The 14,637-nt window shown below is 48.8% G+C and carries 13 protein-coding genes; 12 read left to right on the plus strand and 1 reads right to left on the minus strand.

Annotation, left to right across the window (positions count from 1 at the left end):
- The first annotated feature begins 1 nt into the window (after position 1).
- From MGMO_RS04140 to MGMO_RS04190, 11 genes are all read left to right on the plus strand, one after another.
- Positions 2 to 1,630 carry an ArnT family glycosyltransferase gene (locus tag MGMO_RS04140; protein ID WP_023493776.1) on the plus strand — a complete coding sequence of 543 codons (1,629 nt, stop codon included), beginning with the start codon at positions 2 to 4 and terminating at the stop codon, positions 1,628 to 1,630.
- Between the two features lie 224 nt (positions 1,631 to 1,854).
- Positions 1,855 to 4,479: a DNA gyrase subunit A gene (gyrA, locus tag MGMO_RS04145; protein WP_023493777.1), complete on the plus strand. Its 2,625-nt coding sequence runs from the start codon at positions 1,855 to 1,857 to the stop codon at positions 4,477 to 4,479.
- Positions 4,480 to 4,482: 3 nt separating this feature from the next.
- Positions 4,483 to 5,562: a 3-phosphoserine/phosphohydroxythreonine transaminase gene (gene serC, locus MGMO_RS04150; protein ID WP_023493778.1), complete on the plus strand. Its 1,080-nt coding sequence runs from the start codon at positions 4,483 to 4,485 to the stop codon at positions 5,560 to 5,562.
- 24 nt (positions 5,563 to 5,586) lie between these two features.
- Positions 5,587 to 5,766 carry a hypothetical protein gene (locus MGMO_RS04155; protein ID WP_023493779.1) on the plus strand — a complete coding sequence of 60 codons (180 nt, stop codon included), beginning with the start codon at positions 5,587 to 5,589 and terminating at the stop codon, positions 5,764 to 5,766.
- An 8-nt stretch (positions 5,767 to 5,774) separates the two neighbouring features.
- A complete protein-coding gene (gene pheA / locus MGMO_RS04160) occupies positions 5,775 to 6,860 on the plus strand; it encodes a prephenate dehydratase (protein WP_023493780.1) in 1,086 nt (361 codons plus the stop codon).
- A gap of 51 nt (positions 6,861 to 6,911) precedes the next feature.
- Positions 6,912 to 8,024, plus strand: coding sequence for a histidinol-phosphate transaminase (hisC, locus tag MGMO_RS04165; RefSeq protein WP_023493781.1), 1,113 nt, complete (start codon positions 6,912 to 6,914; stop codon positions 8,022 to 8,024).
- Positions 8,017 to 8,892 (plus strand): prephenate dehydrogenase, encoded by an 876-nt coding sequence (locus MGMO_RS04170; RefSeq protein WP_023493782.1) that lies wholly within the window; start codon positions 8,017 to 8,019, stop codon positions 8,890 to 8,892. The genes hisC and MGMO_RS04170 overlap by 8 nt, the downstream gene beginning before the upstream one ends.
- A 3-nt stretch (positions 8,893 to 8,895) precedes the next feature.
- On the plus strand, positions 8,896 to 10,227 hold the full coding sequence (gene aroA, locus MGMO_RS04175) for a 3-phosphoshikimate 1-carboxyvinyltransferase (protein WP_023493783.1): 1,332 nt from the start codon (positions 8,896 to 8,898) through the stop codon (positions 10,225 to 10,227).
- Positions 10,228 to 10,229: 2 nt separating this feature from the next.
- Positions 10,230 to 10,910 carry a (d)CMP kinase gene (gene cmk, locus MGMO_RS04180; protein WP_200922700.1) on the plus strand — a complete coding sequence of 227 codons (681 nt, stop codon included), beginning with the start codon at positions 10,230 to 10,232 and terminating at the stop codon, positions 10,908 to 10,910.
- A gap of 80 nt (positions 10,911 to 10,990) precedes the next feature.
- Entirely contained in the window at positions 10,991 to 12,652 is a 1,662-nt protein-coding gene (gene rpsA, locus MGMO_RS04185) for a 30S ribosomal protein S1 (RefSeq protein WP_023493785.1), read from the plus strand.
- A gap of 66 nt (positions 12,653 to 12,718) precedes the next feature.
- Complete coding sequence (locus MGMO_RS04190) at positions 12,719 to 13,024, plus strand: integration host factor subunit beta (RefSeq protein ID WP_023493786.1); 306 nt, start codon at positions 12,719 to 12,721, stop codon at positions 13,022 to 13,024.
- A gap of 146 nt (positions 13,025 to 13,170) precedes the next feature.
- Here MGMO_RS04190 and MGMO_RS04195 read toward each other — a convergent pair whose 3' ends face one another.
- Positions 13,171 to 13,362, minus strand: coding sequence for a hypothetical protein (locus MGMO_RS04195; protein ID WP_023493787.1), 192 nt, complete (start codon positions 13,360 to 13,362; stop codon positions 13,171 to 13,173).
- Between the two features lie 93 nt (positions 13,363 to 13,455).
- On the opposite strand from MGMO_RS04195, the gene accA reads away from it, so the two are divergent.
- On the plus strand, positions 13,456 to 14,424 hold the full coding sequence (gene accA, locus MGMO_RS04200; protein ID WP_023493788.1) for an acetyl-CoA carboxylase carboxyl transferase subunit alpha: 969 nt from the start codon (positions 13,456 to 13,458) through the stop codon (positions 14,422 to 14,424).
- The last annotated feature ends 213 nt before the right edge of the window (positions 14,425 to 14,637 follow it).

Below are 14,637 nucleotides of genomic sequence, written 5' to 3' on the forward strand. Positions count from 1 at the left end.
AATGTTTAGGTTTTTTTCGCCCGGTCTTAGGTTAGTTGGCTTGTGGGTTATCCTGGTCGGTGTTAGCTTATCCATCCGGCCTTTGTTCCCTATCGATGAAACCCGTTATGCTGCGGTGGCATGGGAAATGTGGGTTAGGAATGATTTTCTTTTGCCGTATCTCAATGGCGAAGCCTATAGCCATAAACCGCCTTTGTTGTTTTGGTTAATACAACTCTCTTGGTGGCTGTTTGGGGTAAATGATTGGTCGTTACGCCTTATTTCGCCCCTGTTTTCGTTGGCGACATTGTATCTTTCCCAATCCGTTGCTAAACAGCTTTGGCCTGACCGGAACCAGGTTGCAGAACTGACCTCGGTTATATTGCTCGGTTTTTTTTTCTGGATGGTGTTCAGCAGCTTAATCATGTTCGATATTATGCTGAGTTTCTTTGCGTTGCTTGGCATTTACGTGTTGTTAACGCTTGCTAGGTATGGGCTTTCATTGAAGCGTTGGGCATTGTTGGGCCTGGCGCTTGGCGGCGGAACTCTCAGTAAAGGTCCAGTCATTTTTTTGCATGTGCTGCCGGTTGCGCTACTGGTACCGTGGTGGCTGGCTTTGCAAAAACGGGATTTTCCTTGGCATCATTGGTATGGCGGGCTGTTTTTTGCGACTTTGATGGGGGGGGTGATCGCGTTATGTTGGGCCATTCCTGCAGGAATTAAAGGCGGCGAAGTCTACCGTAATGCTATTTTTCTTAGGCAGACTTTCGGTCGTTTAGTGGATTCATTCTCGCACAAACAACCGTTTTGGTGGTATTTGCAATGGTTGCCCATAATATTGTTGCCCTGGGTGCTGATGAAGCCATTTTGGACAGGATTAGCCAGATTGGATTTGCAGGACTTCGGGGTGCGCGTTTGCCTGGCCTGGGCAGTTCCGGTTTTTGTCGCATTTTCGCTGGTCAGCGGCAAGCGCATCCATTATCTCTTGCCCTTAATGCCAGCAATAGCCTTGTTGATGGCGTGGGCGTTCGATAATATGGCCGAATTTAATTGGCAGCGTGCGCATGTGTGGGTTATGTCTGCGTTAGGTCTCTTGGGGCTGGTGTTGATGTTGTTGCCTTGGTTGAACGGGTTTTGCCGCTGGTGGGAAGGGTTGCCCTCCATTTCGCCAGTGTGGGGCATAGCGCTGTGCATAAGTGCTGTCAGTTTGAGTGCCTTGCCTGCACAAAACAAAAATGAATCGGTTGCTTTGGTCTGTTTGGGCTCGATCATAACGGCGTTGGTACTTGCGGGTGGCTTCTTTCAAGTCAATGGCAAACACTACGATACTGCGCCGCCAGCCAAAAAAATTGCTGAGTTGATGGAAGAGAAAAGGGCTATTGCATTTTATGGCGCAAAGTATTACGGACAATTTCATTTTACAGGCCGACTAACCCAAGCGATTGACGTGATTTCAAACGCTAATGAGCTAAAGGCGTTTGTAAACCAACAGCCTGATGGATATGTTCTTGTAGAATACGGGAATGCAACGGAATTTTCGGAATCGATATTAAGCTACCATTATCCCTACAAAGACCAAAACATAGGGTTTGTTTCCTGCAGAACCCTGAGCAATAATCCACGCTTAAGTTCCGTGTTGAATTTTTCTTAGTTGCACTTATTGGCTACAAGTAACTCATAAAAAATCCATCCTTATTAGCTAAGTAAGCCGGTAACATCTTCGACGTGAAACCTGCAATTTGATATAATCACCCGCTATTCAAATTACAGGTCATACGGCTGAATTATAAATATCAAAAAATTAGAGAATTTTTTGTTCGTTACAAAACCGTGTCGGTGCTTTCCAACTGGTCAATTCTTAAATATTAGGGATTAATGTCAAACTTCGCTAAAGAAATCATACCTGTCAATCTCGAAGATGAGATGAAACAGTCGTACCTTGCCTACTCGATGAGCGTGATCGTGGGCAGGGCGCTCCCTGATGTCAGGGATGGGTTAAAGCCTGTACATCGCCGGGTGTTGTACGGGATGTATGAGGCAGGCAATGACTGGAACAAGCCGTATGTGAAATCCGCCCGTATTGTCGGAGAAGTTATGGGTAAATACCATCCGCATGGCGACAGCGCCATTTACGATACGATGGTGCGGATGGCGCAACCGTTTTCCATGCGCTATGTTTTAATCGACGGGCAAGGGAATTACGGCTCAGTGGATGGCGACCCGCCCGCCGCCATGCGTTATACGGAAGCGCGACTGGCCAAAATTTCGCATGAAATGCTGGCGGATTTGGATAAAGAGACCGTCGATTTCGACCCGAACTACGACGAGAAAGAGTTCGAACCAACCGTTTTACCGACCAAAGTGCCGACGCTACTGATAAACGGTTCGTCAGGCATTGCCGTGGGAATGGCGACTAATATCCCGCCGCACAATTTAACCGAAGTCATCAATGCATGTTTGCACCTAGTCGACCAGCCTGATGCGACCATACAAGACCTGATGGTGCATGTGATGGGTCCAGATTTTCCGACAGCCGGCTTTATTAATGGTTATTCAGGCATTTATAGTGCCTACACGACGGGGCGCGGCAAGATTTACCTGCGCGCACGTTGCCATTTCGAGGACGTTGAAGGCGGTAATCGCCAAGCCATTATCACCACGGAATTACCTTATCAGGTCAACAAGGCTAACCTGCAAGAGAAGATAGCCGAATTGGTCAAAGAGGGCAGGATTGAAGGCATTTCAGCGATTCGGGACGAATCCGACAAAGACGGTATGCGTCTGGTTATTGAACTGAAACGCGGAGAAATGCCGGAGGTTGTCCTTAACAATCTTTACAAACAAACCCAGTTCCAGACGGTATTCGGCATCAACATGGTGGCTCTGTTGGATGGGCGACCTTATTGCTTGAACCTGAAAGAGATTCTTGATGCGTTTATTGACCATCGTCGCGTAGTCGTCACCCGCAGGACAATATTCAACTTAAAGAAAGCGCGGGAACGCGCCCACACGTTGGAAGGTTTGGCGGTTGCGCTTGCCAACATTGACGAGATGATTGAATTGATCAAATCGTCCAGCAACCGCAGCGATGCTAAAGATGGCTTACTGGCAAAAAGTTGGAATGCGGGCCTGGTGCTGTCGCTGTTGGATCGCGCCGATGCCAATCGCTCCCGACCGGAAGACTTGGCGATGGAATTCGGGATTGCCGGTGAGTTGTACCGTTTATCGGAAGCCCAGGCTACCGCCATCCTGGAATTGCAATTGCAACGCTTGACGGGTCTTGAGCAAGATAAGATCATCAACGAATACAAGGAATTGCTTGAGCAGATCGACGAATACCTGCATATTTTGGCGAATGATTATCGCCTTATGGAAATCATCCGAGAAGAACTTGTTGCCATTAAAGAGGAATTTGGCGATAAGCGTCGCACCGAAATTATCCAGAGCCAACTGGATCTGTCCGACGGCGATTTGATAACCGAAGAAGACATGGTCGTCACCAAGTCGCATGAGGGTTACGTCAAAGCGCAGCCGTTGAGCGATTATCGGGCGCAGCGACGCGGTGGACGCGGCAAGTCGGCGACGGCGACGAAAGAAGAAGACTATGTCGATAAGCTGATTATTGCCAATACGCACGACACGATTTTATGTTTTTCATCGCGGGGCAAAGTCTACTGGCTGAAGGTTTACCAGCTTCCGGTTGCCAGCCGTGCCTCTAGGGGTAAGCCGTTTGTCAACTTACTTGCGCTGGATGAGGGCGAGAAAATCAACGCCATTTTGCCGATCAAGGAATTCAGCGACAATAAATTCATTTTCATGGCGACCTCATCAGGCACCGTCAAGAAAACGCCATTGAACGAATTTGAACGTCAACGCGCCAATGGCAAAATTGCCATTGATTTGCGGGAAGACGATACGTTAGTGGGTGTCGCCGTCACCGATGGTCAGCAAAATGTGTTGTTATTTGCCAGTTCCGGCAAGGCCAATTGCTTTAATGAGTCCGATGTTCGCCCTATGGGTAGGACGGCTTCTGGTGTGCGCGGTATGCGCTTGCAGGATGGCCAGAAAATCATCTCGCTCATCATCGGTACGGAAGGCATGGTGCTTAATATTACTGAAAATGGGTTCGGAAAACGTACCCGAGTAGAAGAATTTACCCAACACAAGCGTGGCGGGCAAGGCATGATTGCTATCCAGACCTCAGAACGTAACGGTGCCTTGGTCGGTGCAGTATTAGTTAATGAACACGACGAAATTATGTTGATTACCGACGGTGGCATCCTCGTCCGTACTCCAGTAGACGGCATTTCCGTTGTCGGTCGGAATACCCAAGGCGTACGGATTATCCGCTTGGATACGGGTGAAAAAGTGATCGGCGTAGATCGTATCGAAGGACTGGCCGGCGAGGGCGACGATAGTGCCGAAGACGGGAGCGATACGCTTGAGCAAGATGGGGAGCAAGCAATAACCAATGATGACAACGATTCAGGAGCAGAGTGATACATGAGCAGGGTTTATAATTTTAGTGCAGGGCCGTCCGCGTTTCCTGAATCCGTGTTGCAACAGGCTCAGGCCGAGATGCTGGAATGGCGGGACAGCGGCATGTCCGTTATGGAAATGAGCCATCGCGGCAAATATTTCTCCATGATTGCCGAAGAACTCGAAAGCGATTTGCGCGAATTATTGGCAATTCCTGCCAATTATAAGGTGCTGTTTTTGCAAGGCGGTGCATCTGCACAATTTTCTTTAATTCCGCAAAATATTCTTAACGGCAAGACCAAGGCCTGTTACGTCAACACGGGTGCATGGTCGGAAAAAGCCATACAGGATGCAAAAGGTCAATGCGAGGCTGTTGTTAGTGCCAGTTCGCAAGACAAGAATTTCACCTACATACCCGATTATGCATCTTGGCAGATAGACCAGGATGCGGCATACCTGCATTACACCTCAAACGAAACCATCCACGGGGTAGAGTTTCAGTCCATCCCTGACAGCAAAGGTTTGACGCTGGTTTCTGATATGTCTTCAAACATCCTGTCACGCCCGGTTGATGTCAGCAATTTTGGCTTGATTTACGCAGGTACCCAAAAAAACATGGGCCCTGCGGGTGTTACGGTGGTCATCGTTCGTGAAGACTTGGTTGGCCTTGCGGTAAAAGGGATGCCGCCGGTATTCGATTATGCCCAACAGGTGAAAAACGGTTCGATGCTGAATACGCCCGCCACGTACAACTGGTACCTGGTTGGTTTGGTGCTGAAATGGCTGAAAGCGCAGGGCGGTGTTTCCGCGATAGAGCGGCGCAATATCACTAAGGCAGTAAAATTGTATGATGTCATCGATCAATCGACTTTGTACAGCAATCCTGTGGAAAAATCAGTGCGTTCGAGGATGAACGTGCCGTTTATCTTGTCTGATGACGCCCTCGATAAGGCTTTCCTGGCTGCCGCAGAAGCCAATGGCTTGTTTGAACTGAAAGGCCACCGCTCTGTAGGCGGAATGCGGGCCAGTATATATAACGCCATGCCGGAATCCGGCGTGGATGCGCTATGTGAATTCATCAAAGAATTCGAACGGACGCACTAAAATTATTTTATCTACGACTTATAGATGACGGAAAGCGTCTTGCACGAATTGGTTTTAATAGGCCTGAACATTGGGGGCAATGTCTTGGTTTGGCATTATTTTGGGCCGGAGCGCAAGTGGATAGGGTTGCTTTTATTGGTGGCGACCATTGTTTCGGTCTTTTTGCTGGCGCGACGTTGGCAGATCGACCTCACCTATGTCTAGCAAAAATTATGGCATCAATTACGCCTCTAAATGAGCTAAGGGAAAAAATCGACAGCATTGATCAGCAGATACTGGAACTGATCAACCTGCGCGCGTCTTGTGCTATGGAAGTCGCTAAAACCAAGATTGCACTGGGCGAACAAGGGACTTTTTACCGTCCTGACCGGGAATCATTGGTGCTGCGGAGAATTAAAGAGCTGAACCAAGGGCCTTTGCCCGACCAAACGGCTGTGCGATTCTTTCGGGAGTTGATGTCGTCCTGTTTGGCATTGGAAAAGCCGTTGGATGTGGCGTACCTCGGGCCAGAAGGCACGTTTACCCAACAAGCGGTGCTTAAACATTTTGGCAATGCAGTCAAGGCGGTCCCCGCCGCAACGATTAACGATATATTCTCTGCGGTGGAAAATGGCGGGTGTCAATTTGGCGTGGTGCCCGTAGAAAATTCTACCGAAGGGGTAATCAGCTATACGTTTGACCGTTTCCTGGGTTCATCCCTGAATATCTGTGGTGAAGTTGAGATCCAGATACACCAAAACCTGATGGGTCTCGTCAAGGACAAGGCACAAATAACGGAGATTTTTTCCCATCAGCAATCACTGGCCCAATGCCGTCAATGGCTGGAGAAAAATTTCTCGCATGTCAAGCAAACGGCAGTAAGCAGCAATGCCGAAGCGGCAAGATTGGCCTCTGTTAACGCAAACACGGCCGCCATTGCCGGAAGGCCTGCCGCAGAACTGTACCATCTGATTATTCTCGATAAAAATATTGAGGATGAACAGGACAACACGACCCGATTTATCATTATCGGAAAGCAAGCGTCAGCATCAACAGGCAATGATAAGACTTCCTTGGTGGTTTCTACCGGCAATCAACCAGGGGCCTTGTACAAAATTTTGGAGCCGTTTGCCCGGTTCGGTATCGGCATGCTCCATATCGAATCCAGGCCGTCCCGTCAAGGGTTGTGGGATTATGTATTTTTCATCGACATTGAAGGCCATAGTGAAGACGAGCAAGTCGCCAAGGCGCTTGATATTTTAAGGGATAATGTCAGTATGCTGAAATTGCTCGGCTCGTACCCAAGGGCCGTTCTTTAATGGTATAACCGATCCAATAAATCAATTCGATATCCAGTCTATCTACCTCCCATGAGCCCAGTAGAAAACATATATGACCTCGCCGTCAATGGCGTAAGGCAACTTGTGCCTTACGTGGCGGGCAAACCGATAGAAGAACTTGAACGCGAACTGGGCTTAACCGATATCGTCAAGCTGGCCTCCAATGAAAATCCATTGGGGCCTGGCAAGAAAGCCTTGGCGGCGATACAGGCGACGTTACCGAAATTGACATTGTACCCTGATGGCAATGGCTTCAGTTTGAAATCGGCGCTGGCAAAAAAATACAAGGTGAATGCCGACCAGATCACCTTGGGCAATGGCTCGAATGAACTGTTGGAACTCGTGGCTAGGGCATTCCTTGCGCCAGGATTGGAAGCGATGTTTTCCGAACACGCATTTGCGGTTTACCCCATCGTGACCCAAGCCGTCGGGGCAACCGCCGCGATCATACCAGCCTTACATTATGGAAATGATTTGGCAGCGATGGCTGCGCGAGTCAGCGCGAAAACCCGTGTCATATTCATTGCCAATCCCAATAATCCGACAGGCACTTTGTTGCGGCAGGCCGATTTGCAGCGCTTTGTTTCTTCATTGCCTGGACACTGCTTGTGTGTCCTGGATGAAGCCTATTTTGAGTTTGTTGACAATAAGGAAGGGATCAATTCGCTCGATTGGCTTCTTGCCAATCCGAACTTAATCATCACGCGCACTTTTTCAAAAGCCTACGGCTTGGCTGGTTTACGGGTTGGGTATAGCTTGTCTAGTCCCGAGATTGCCGATATTTTGAATCGCGTGCGTCAACCCTTCAACAACAATGCCTTGGCATTGGCGGCGGCAGAAGCGGCTTTGGCTGACGGCGATTATTTGCAACAAACGATAGCGACCAATACCCAGGGGATGCAAGATTTGACCATAGGCTTTAAGGGCTTGGGGTTGGAATGGATACCGTCAGCAGGAAATTTTGTTTCCGTTGACTTGAAACGGCCTGGGCAGCCAATCTACGAAGCCTTGTTACGCTTAGGTGTGATTGTCAGGCCAGTTGCCAACTATGGCTTACCTAATCATTTGCGGATCAGCATCGGTACGCCCGCCGAAAACCAGTTCTTCCTCAAAGCATTGGCAGACACGCTGGCTAATGTTTAACAAGATTTGCATTATTGGCGTCGGCTTGATGGGTGGTTCAATTGCGCGGGCCGCAAGGCAGTACGGCTTAAGCCAAACGATTGTAGGGTTTGGGCGTGATGATGACCTGACTAATTTACAAACAGCACAAAATCTAGGGGTAATTGATGAGCATTACACAGATATTGCGCGAGCGTTGGCAAATGCCGATTGTATTGTTCTAGCAACTCCGGTCGGCGCGATTGAATCCGTCTTTGCCTCGCTAAAGCCGTTCTGGGACGAAAAAGCGATCTACACGGATGTGGGCAGCACCAAGGGCAGTGTCATATCGGCAGCGGAACGAATTTTTGGCTCTGTCCCTGATAATCTAGTGCCTGCCCATCCGATTGCGGGCGCGGAGCAAAGCGGAGTGGTTGCTTCGCTGGATGATATGTTTGTCAATAAGCGTGTGATTATTACACCAACGAATGCGACCCGCCCTGATGGGGTGCAAATCATGCGGATGTTTTGGGAACGGCTAGGTGCTCAAGTCGCAATCATGGATGCCGCCCATCATGATGCCATCCTCGCGGCGACCAGCCATTTGCCGCATATTGTGGCGTTTGCGCTGGTCGATATGCTGGGACATAAGGATGAGCAATCTGAAATTTTTAAGTATGCGGCTGGCGGGTTTAGGGATTTCACCCGCATTGCATCCAGCGACCCGACCATGTGGCGGGATATTTGTGTGGCTAACAAAAATGAGATAATTCCATTAATTCAGCAGCTTAAAATCGAATTGGGTAAAATAGAAAGCCTGCTCGACAGCAACGACAACCAACAGCTTTTTAATACCTTTACCTACGCCGGAAAGGCACGGCAACGCTTTCTTGATCTCTTTGAAAATTAAACTATGTCAAAAACAATTACTTTTATAGTCCAACCCGGCGGGCAATTACGTGGCGAGGCACGGGTGCCGGGCGACAAGTCCATGTCGCACCGTTCCATCATGTTGGGTTCATTGGCCGAAGGCGTCACTCACGTCAAAGGATTCCTCGAAGCCGAAGATGCCTTGGCGACGTTGCAGGCATTCCGCGATATGGGGGTACAGATTGAAGGCCCGTCCAATGGTTGCGTGACGATCCATGGTGTCGGCAAGCACGGGCTGAAAGCGCCGCAAAAAGAATTGTATCTGGGCAACTCAGGGACATCCATGCGGCTGTTGAGCGGCCTGTTGGCAGGTCAACCTTTCAATACGGTATTGACGGGCGACAAATCCTTGTCGGGTCGGCCAATGAAACGGGTGACGGAACCCTTGGCATTAATGGGCGCCGCTATCAAGGCTACGGGGAAAGGCACTGCACCGCTGGAAATAACCGGACGGGCAGGGCAGTTACAGGCCATTGATTACACGATGCCGATGGCGAGCGCCCAGGTCAAATCCTGCTTGTTGCTCGCAGGCATGTATGCCCAAGGGGAAACGAGCGTTACCGAACCCGCGCCCACCCGAGACCATACCGAACGTATGTTGTCGGGATTTTCTTATCCCGTAAGGCGGCAAGGCAATAAGGTCAGTATTTCGGCTGAGGGCAAATTGACCGCAACCGAAATCGACGTGCCCAGCGATATTTCATCGGCGGCGTTTTTCCTCGTGGGCGCATCGATTGCACCCGGTTCGGACATTACCTTAAGGCATGTCGGCATTAATCCTACCCGCACGGGTGTCATCTCGATTTTGCGATTGATGGGTGCAAGTATAGAGGTGCTGAATGAGCGTGAAGTGGGTGGTGAGCCCGTGGCAGATTTGCGCGTGGTATCTAAACCATTAAAAGGTATCGCTATTCCTGAGGAACTCGTGCCGTTGGCCATAGATGAATTCCCTGTCCTATTCGTAGCGGCAGCTTGTGCCGAAGGTGAAACGCGATTGACGGGCGCGGAAGAGCTTAGAGTTAAGGAGTCAGACCGCATCCAAGTCATGGCGGATGGTTTGCAGACAATCGGCATCGATGCCAAACCAACGCCAGATGGTATGGTTATTCAAGGCGGTGGGAGGATCGGCGGCGGCACGGTGACATCCCATGGCGATCATCGTATCGCAATGGCGTTTGCCATTGCCGGACTTCGCGCCCATGACCCCATCACTATTTTGGATTGTGCCAATGTCAACACATCCTTCCCGGAATTCAAGGATCTGGCAAAGAATCTCGGTCTTGCGTTAGTTTGTGAAGAAAACTCAAGTGCATAATGATGGCAATCCCGATTCCCGTTTTAACCATTGACGGGCCTAGCGGCGCGGGGAAAGGCACGGTCAGCCGAATTGTAGCGAAGGAATTGGGTTGGCATTACCTGGATAGCGGCTCGATTTATCGCTCATTGGCGATTGCCTTGTCACAAAAAGAGGCAGACTTGGCCAATGTCGACCAAATTTTAAGCATAGCCCAGGCGATGGATCTGGCTTATGAATGCGATGACGAGTTGATCGTCAAATTAAACGGGGAAGACATAACAGCCCAGTTAGGCACAGAAACGACCGGGAATGTGGCTTCCATAGTTGCGGCAATACCTGAAGTAAGGCAGGTATTGCTGCAAAAACAAAAGGATTTTAAAAAACCGCCGGGCTTGGTTGCAGATGGTCGAGATATGGGGACAGTCGTCTTTCCTGATGCGGATTTCAAGGTTTTTCTGACGGCAAGTGCCGCTAAAAGGGCTGAAAGAAGATATAAACAGTTGATGGAGAAAGGAATTGATGTTAATATCCATCAGATAACCAGTGAGATAGAGTCGCGTGACTGCCGTGATAAGGAGCGCTTAACCGCCCCTTTAGCCCAGGCAGAGGATGCCCTTTTTATCGATTCATCTGCGATGACCATAGATGCTGTCATTGCCCAGGTACTGAGTTTAGTCCCGCAACGGTTGGTAAGGCAATAAATAGTGCCGATTTGCGGTTTTTTTAATTTTATTTTTTAAATTAAGGTCTGTTGCGTTAATGGCAGGKCTGGGAATACGAAATGAGCGAAAGCTTTGCTGAATTACTTGAAGAAAGTTTAAACAAGACCCAAATGAACCCTGGCGCAATGTTGATGGGAACCGTCATCGACATTGAGAACGATATGGTTATCGTCAGCACTCAATCCAAATCGGAAGGTGTCATTCCCAAGTGGCAATTCCTGAACAATAAGGGCGAATTGGAAGTCAAGATCGGTGACGAAATTGAAGTTGCCCTTGATTTGTTCGAAGACGGTTTGGGTGCCACCTTGCTTTCTAGGGATAAAGCAAAGAAAAACAAGGCATGGGCCGAATTGGAAAGTGCCCATGAAAATCAAGCCACTATCATTGGTCAAATCAACGGTAAGGTTCGTGGCGGTTTTACCGTTGCGGTCGGTGCATTGCGCGCCTTTTTGCCTGGGTCATTGGTTGATGTGCGTCCCATTCGTGACACCACCTTCCTGGAAAACCGCGACTTGGAATTCAAGGTCATCAAAATCGATCAGAAGCGCAATAACGTGGTGCTTTCACGCCGTGCCGTGGTCGAAAAAGAATACAGCGCAGAGCGCGAAGAATTACTTAAAACGCTGGAAGAGGGCGCAATCGTCACTGGCGTTGTTAAAAACCTGACCGACTACGGTGCGTTCATCGATCTCGGCGGGATTGACGGTTTGCTGCACATTACGGATATGGCATGGAAGCGAGTAAGGCATCCGTCCGAATGTGTTGAAATCGGTCAAGAAATAAAAGTTAAGGTTATGAAATACGACAAGGACAAAAATCGTGTTTCATTGGGCATGAAGCAAATGGGCGAAGACCCTTGGCAAAACATCGCCCGCCGTTATCCTGCGGGCTCGCGTGCGTTTGGTAAAGTCAACAACCTTACCGACTACGGTTGTTTTGTTGAAATCGAAGAAGGCGTGGAAGGTTTGGTTCACGTTTCAGAAATGGATTGGACCAACAAAAACGTCAATCCATCAAAACTCGTCCAATTGGGTGATGATGTCGAAATCATGATCCTGGAGATTGACGAAGATCGTCGCCGGATTTCCTTGGGCATGAAGCAGTGCAAAACCAATCCTTGGGATGAATTCGCCGCAACCCACAACAAGGGCGATAAGATTAGCGGAAAAATCAAGTCGATTACGGATTTCGGTATTTTTATTGGATTGGAAGGCGGTATCGATGGTTTGGTTCATACGTCAGACATTTCGTGGGCGGAAGATGGCGAAGCCGCTGTCCGCGATTTCAAGAAGGGTGATGAACTCGAAACCGTGATTTTGGCTGTAGACCCTGAGCGTGAACGTATCTCGTTGGGCGTTAAGCAATTGGAACAAGATCCTTTCCAGAATTTTCTGGCAACTAATGAAAAAGGCAGCTTGATTAAAGGAGTCATTAAGGAAGTCGATGCGAAAGGTGCCGTTGTGACGTTAGCGGATTATGTCGAAGGTTACATCCGTGCGTCTGAAATCCAACGTGACCGAGTTGAAGATGCCCGTACCTTGCTTAAAGAAGGCGATACGGTTGAGGCTAAATTCATTGGCGTAGACAAAAAGACTAAGTCTATCTCTTTATCGATCAAGGCAAAAGATCAGGAAGAAGAGGCCAACACGATTAAGGATCATACTCAACAACCGGCAGGGTCGCCTACTTTTGCAGATATTTTCAAACAAATAGAAAAATGAGCTATTATTTAGGAGGTTATTCGAATAATAACCTCCTATTTTTCTTTCATTTTTGCAGGATAGAATGTGACGAAGTCTGAATTAATTGAGGCGCTAGCCAAGCGCCAGCCGCATTTGCCAATAAAAGATGTTGAATTGGCAGTAAAATGTATCATAGAGAAAATGAACCAAGCTTTGTCATCTGGCGAGCGGATTGAAATCAGGGGTTTTGGCAGCTTTTGTTTGCACATGCGACCTCCCCGAGTAGGGAGAAATCCGAAGACGGGCGCGTCCGTCCAATTGACCAAGAAGTTCGTCCCCCACTTCAAGCCCGGTAAAGAACTGCGCGATCGAGTTGATGAATCCAGGGATCGTCACAAAATAACGGATTGACCTGCCTATTATAGCTGTCATATGCATTTAGGGCGGTGTGTGCGATGGCACTGCCTTTTAAGCCTAAGCTTTTTTTTCCACAAAAATAGTTTCCTAGATATTCCTTAATCCTTCCTGTTGGCAAGAGCTTAGAGGTCGGTTGCGCTTCAATACCGGCGGTGATCAATAATAGCAAAGCTGCCCTGGGTCGGCTTACCTGAATGGCGGTAACCAACCATCACCATAAAATGCTCGCTTTCGGTTTTGCCGTGTTTTTTCTCACGTAATTGATGGACGGGAATAAAGGTATTGTAGGGATGCTCTTGGTTGTCATTGCGAATGGCGGCACACCAGATCATGGTCAAGCCAAAGAAAACTTGGATTCATTTAGAATTAATCCGCGAAATCCTATAAAATCTGTCTTTTATCAATATGTACGCAAAACCGTCTAAATGGACCTGAAATTTCTTGATTTTGAACAACCCATCGCTGAGCTAGAAGCCAAAATCCGCGAGCTTCGTAATGTCGAATACGACAATAACATCAACATCTCGGATGCCTTAGAGCAACTTGAAGAAAGATGCCAGGCCTTGACCGAATCCATTTTCGCGACCCTTACCGATTGGCAGATTTCCCAGCTTTCCCGCCATCCAGGACGGCCTTACGCGCTGGATTACATTGAACATATCTTTACCGATTTCCATGAACTGCATGGTGACCGTGCTTATGCCGATGATCCTGCCATCGTTTGTGGTATGGCAAGGCTGGACGGACAGCCTGTGATGGTCATCGGGCACCAAAAAGGCCGCGACACCAAACAAAAAATTTACCGTAATTTTGGGATGCCCAGGCCGGAAGGTTACCGCAAGGCGCTTCGGATTATGAAGATGGCGGAGAAGTTCAAGTTGCCGATTATCTGCCTAATCGACACGCCCGGAGCCTATCCTGGCATAGGCGCGGAAGAACGTGGGCAAAGCGAAGCCATCGCCCGGAACCTGTTTGAAATGGCAAAATTAAAAACCCCCATTGTTTGTGTGGTGACAGGCGAGGGTGGTTCAGGCGGCGCATTGGCGATTGGTGTTGGTGACCGCCTGATTATGCTGGAATACAGCACATATTCCGTCATCTCGCCCGAAGGCTGTGCGTCCATACTTTGGAAAAGTGCCGATAAAGCCCAGTTGGCGGCGGAAGCGATGGGCATCACCTCAGACCGTATCCGCGAACTGGGCTTGCTGGATGAAGTCGTGCGGGAGCCGTTGGGCGGTGCGCACCGCGATTATCCCCTAATGGCTATCAGTTTAAAAGAAGTGCTGGTCAGGCACTTGACCTACCTGCAACAACAAACAATGGATGACCTGCTGGCGACGCGTTACCAGCGCTTGATGGGCTTTGGGGCGTTTGTTGAGGAAGTGGTTAAATAATAGGTAGGGTACGTCGCGCCTTAAATATGCTTATCTAATAAGATCTGTTGAAAATGGTGTGCGATGTGTGCTCTACATAGTTTTAAACTCGTATGAAGCATAACAATAGACCACACGTAGGCTTAGATTCGCAGTGTCTGTCATACCTACTTGACAGCATCGAGAGTATTCATGAGCCATTCGATTCTTTTGCAGAAGAGAAGAAAGCTCTCC

Origin of the sequence: Methyloglobulus morosus KoM1 (assembly GCF_000496735.2) — a bacterium.
GTDB classification, from domain to species: domain Bacteria; phylum Pseudomonadota; class Gammaproteobacteria; order Methylococcales; family Methylomonadaceae; genus Methyloglobulus; species Methyloglobulus morosus.

Bases quoted from the DNA above. Each gene is read 5' to 3' on its own strand.
- MGMO_RS04140 (WP_023493776.1), top strand. From the start codon at position 2: ATGTTTAGGTTTTTTTCGCCCGGTCTTAGGTTAGTTGGCTTGTGGGTT.
- gyrA (WP_023493777.1), top strand. From the start codon at position 1,855: ATGTCAAACTTCGCTAAAGAAATCATACCTGTCAATCTCGAAGATGAG.
- serC (WP_023493778.1), top strand. From the start codon at position 4,483: ATGAGCAGGGTTTATAATTTTAGTGCAGGGCCGTCCGCGTTTCCTGAA.
- MGMO_RS04155 (WP_023493779.1), top strand. From the start codon at position 5,587: ATGACGGAAAGCGTCTTGCACGAATTGGTTTTAATAGGCCTGAACATT.
- pheA (WP_023493780.1), top strand. From the start codon at position 5,775: ATGGCATCAATTACGCCTCTAAATGAGCTAAGGGAAAAAATCGACAGC.
- hisC (WP_023493781.1), top strand. From the start codon at position 6,912: ATGAGCCCAGTAGAAAACATATATGACCTCGCCGTCAATGGCGTAAGG.
- MGMO_RS04170 (WP_023493782.1), top strand. From the start codon at position 8,017: ATGTTTAACAAGATTTGCATTATTGGCGTCGGCTTGATGGGTGGTTCA.
- aroA (WP_023493783.1), top strand. From the start codon at position 8,896: ATGTCAAAAACAATTACTTTTATAGTCCAACCCGGCGGGCAATTACGT.
- cmk (WP_200922700.1), top strand. From the start codon at position 10,230: ATGGCAATCCCGATTCCCGTTTTAACCATTGACGGGCCTAGCGGCGCG.
- rpsA (WP_023493785.1), top strand. From the start codon at position 10,991: ATGAGCGAAAGCTTTGCTGAATTACTTGAAGAAAGTTTAAACAAGACC.
- MGMO_RS04195 (WP_023493787.1), bottom strand. From the start codon at position 13,362: ATGATCTGGTGTGCCGCCATTCGCAATGACAACCAAGAGCATCCCTAC.
- accA (WP_023493788.1), top strand. From the start codon at position 13,456: ATGGACCTGAAATTTCTTGATTTTGAACAACCCATCGCTGAGCTAGAA.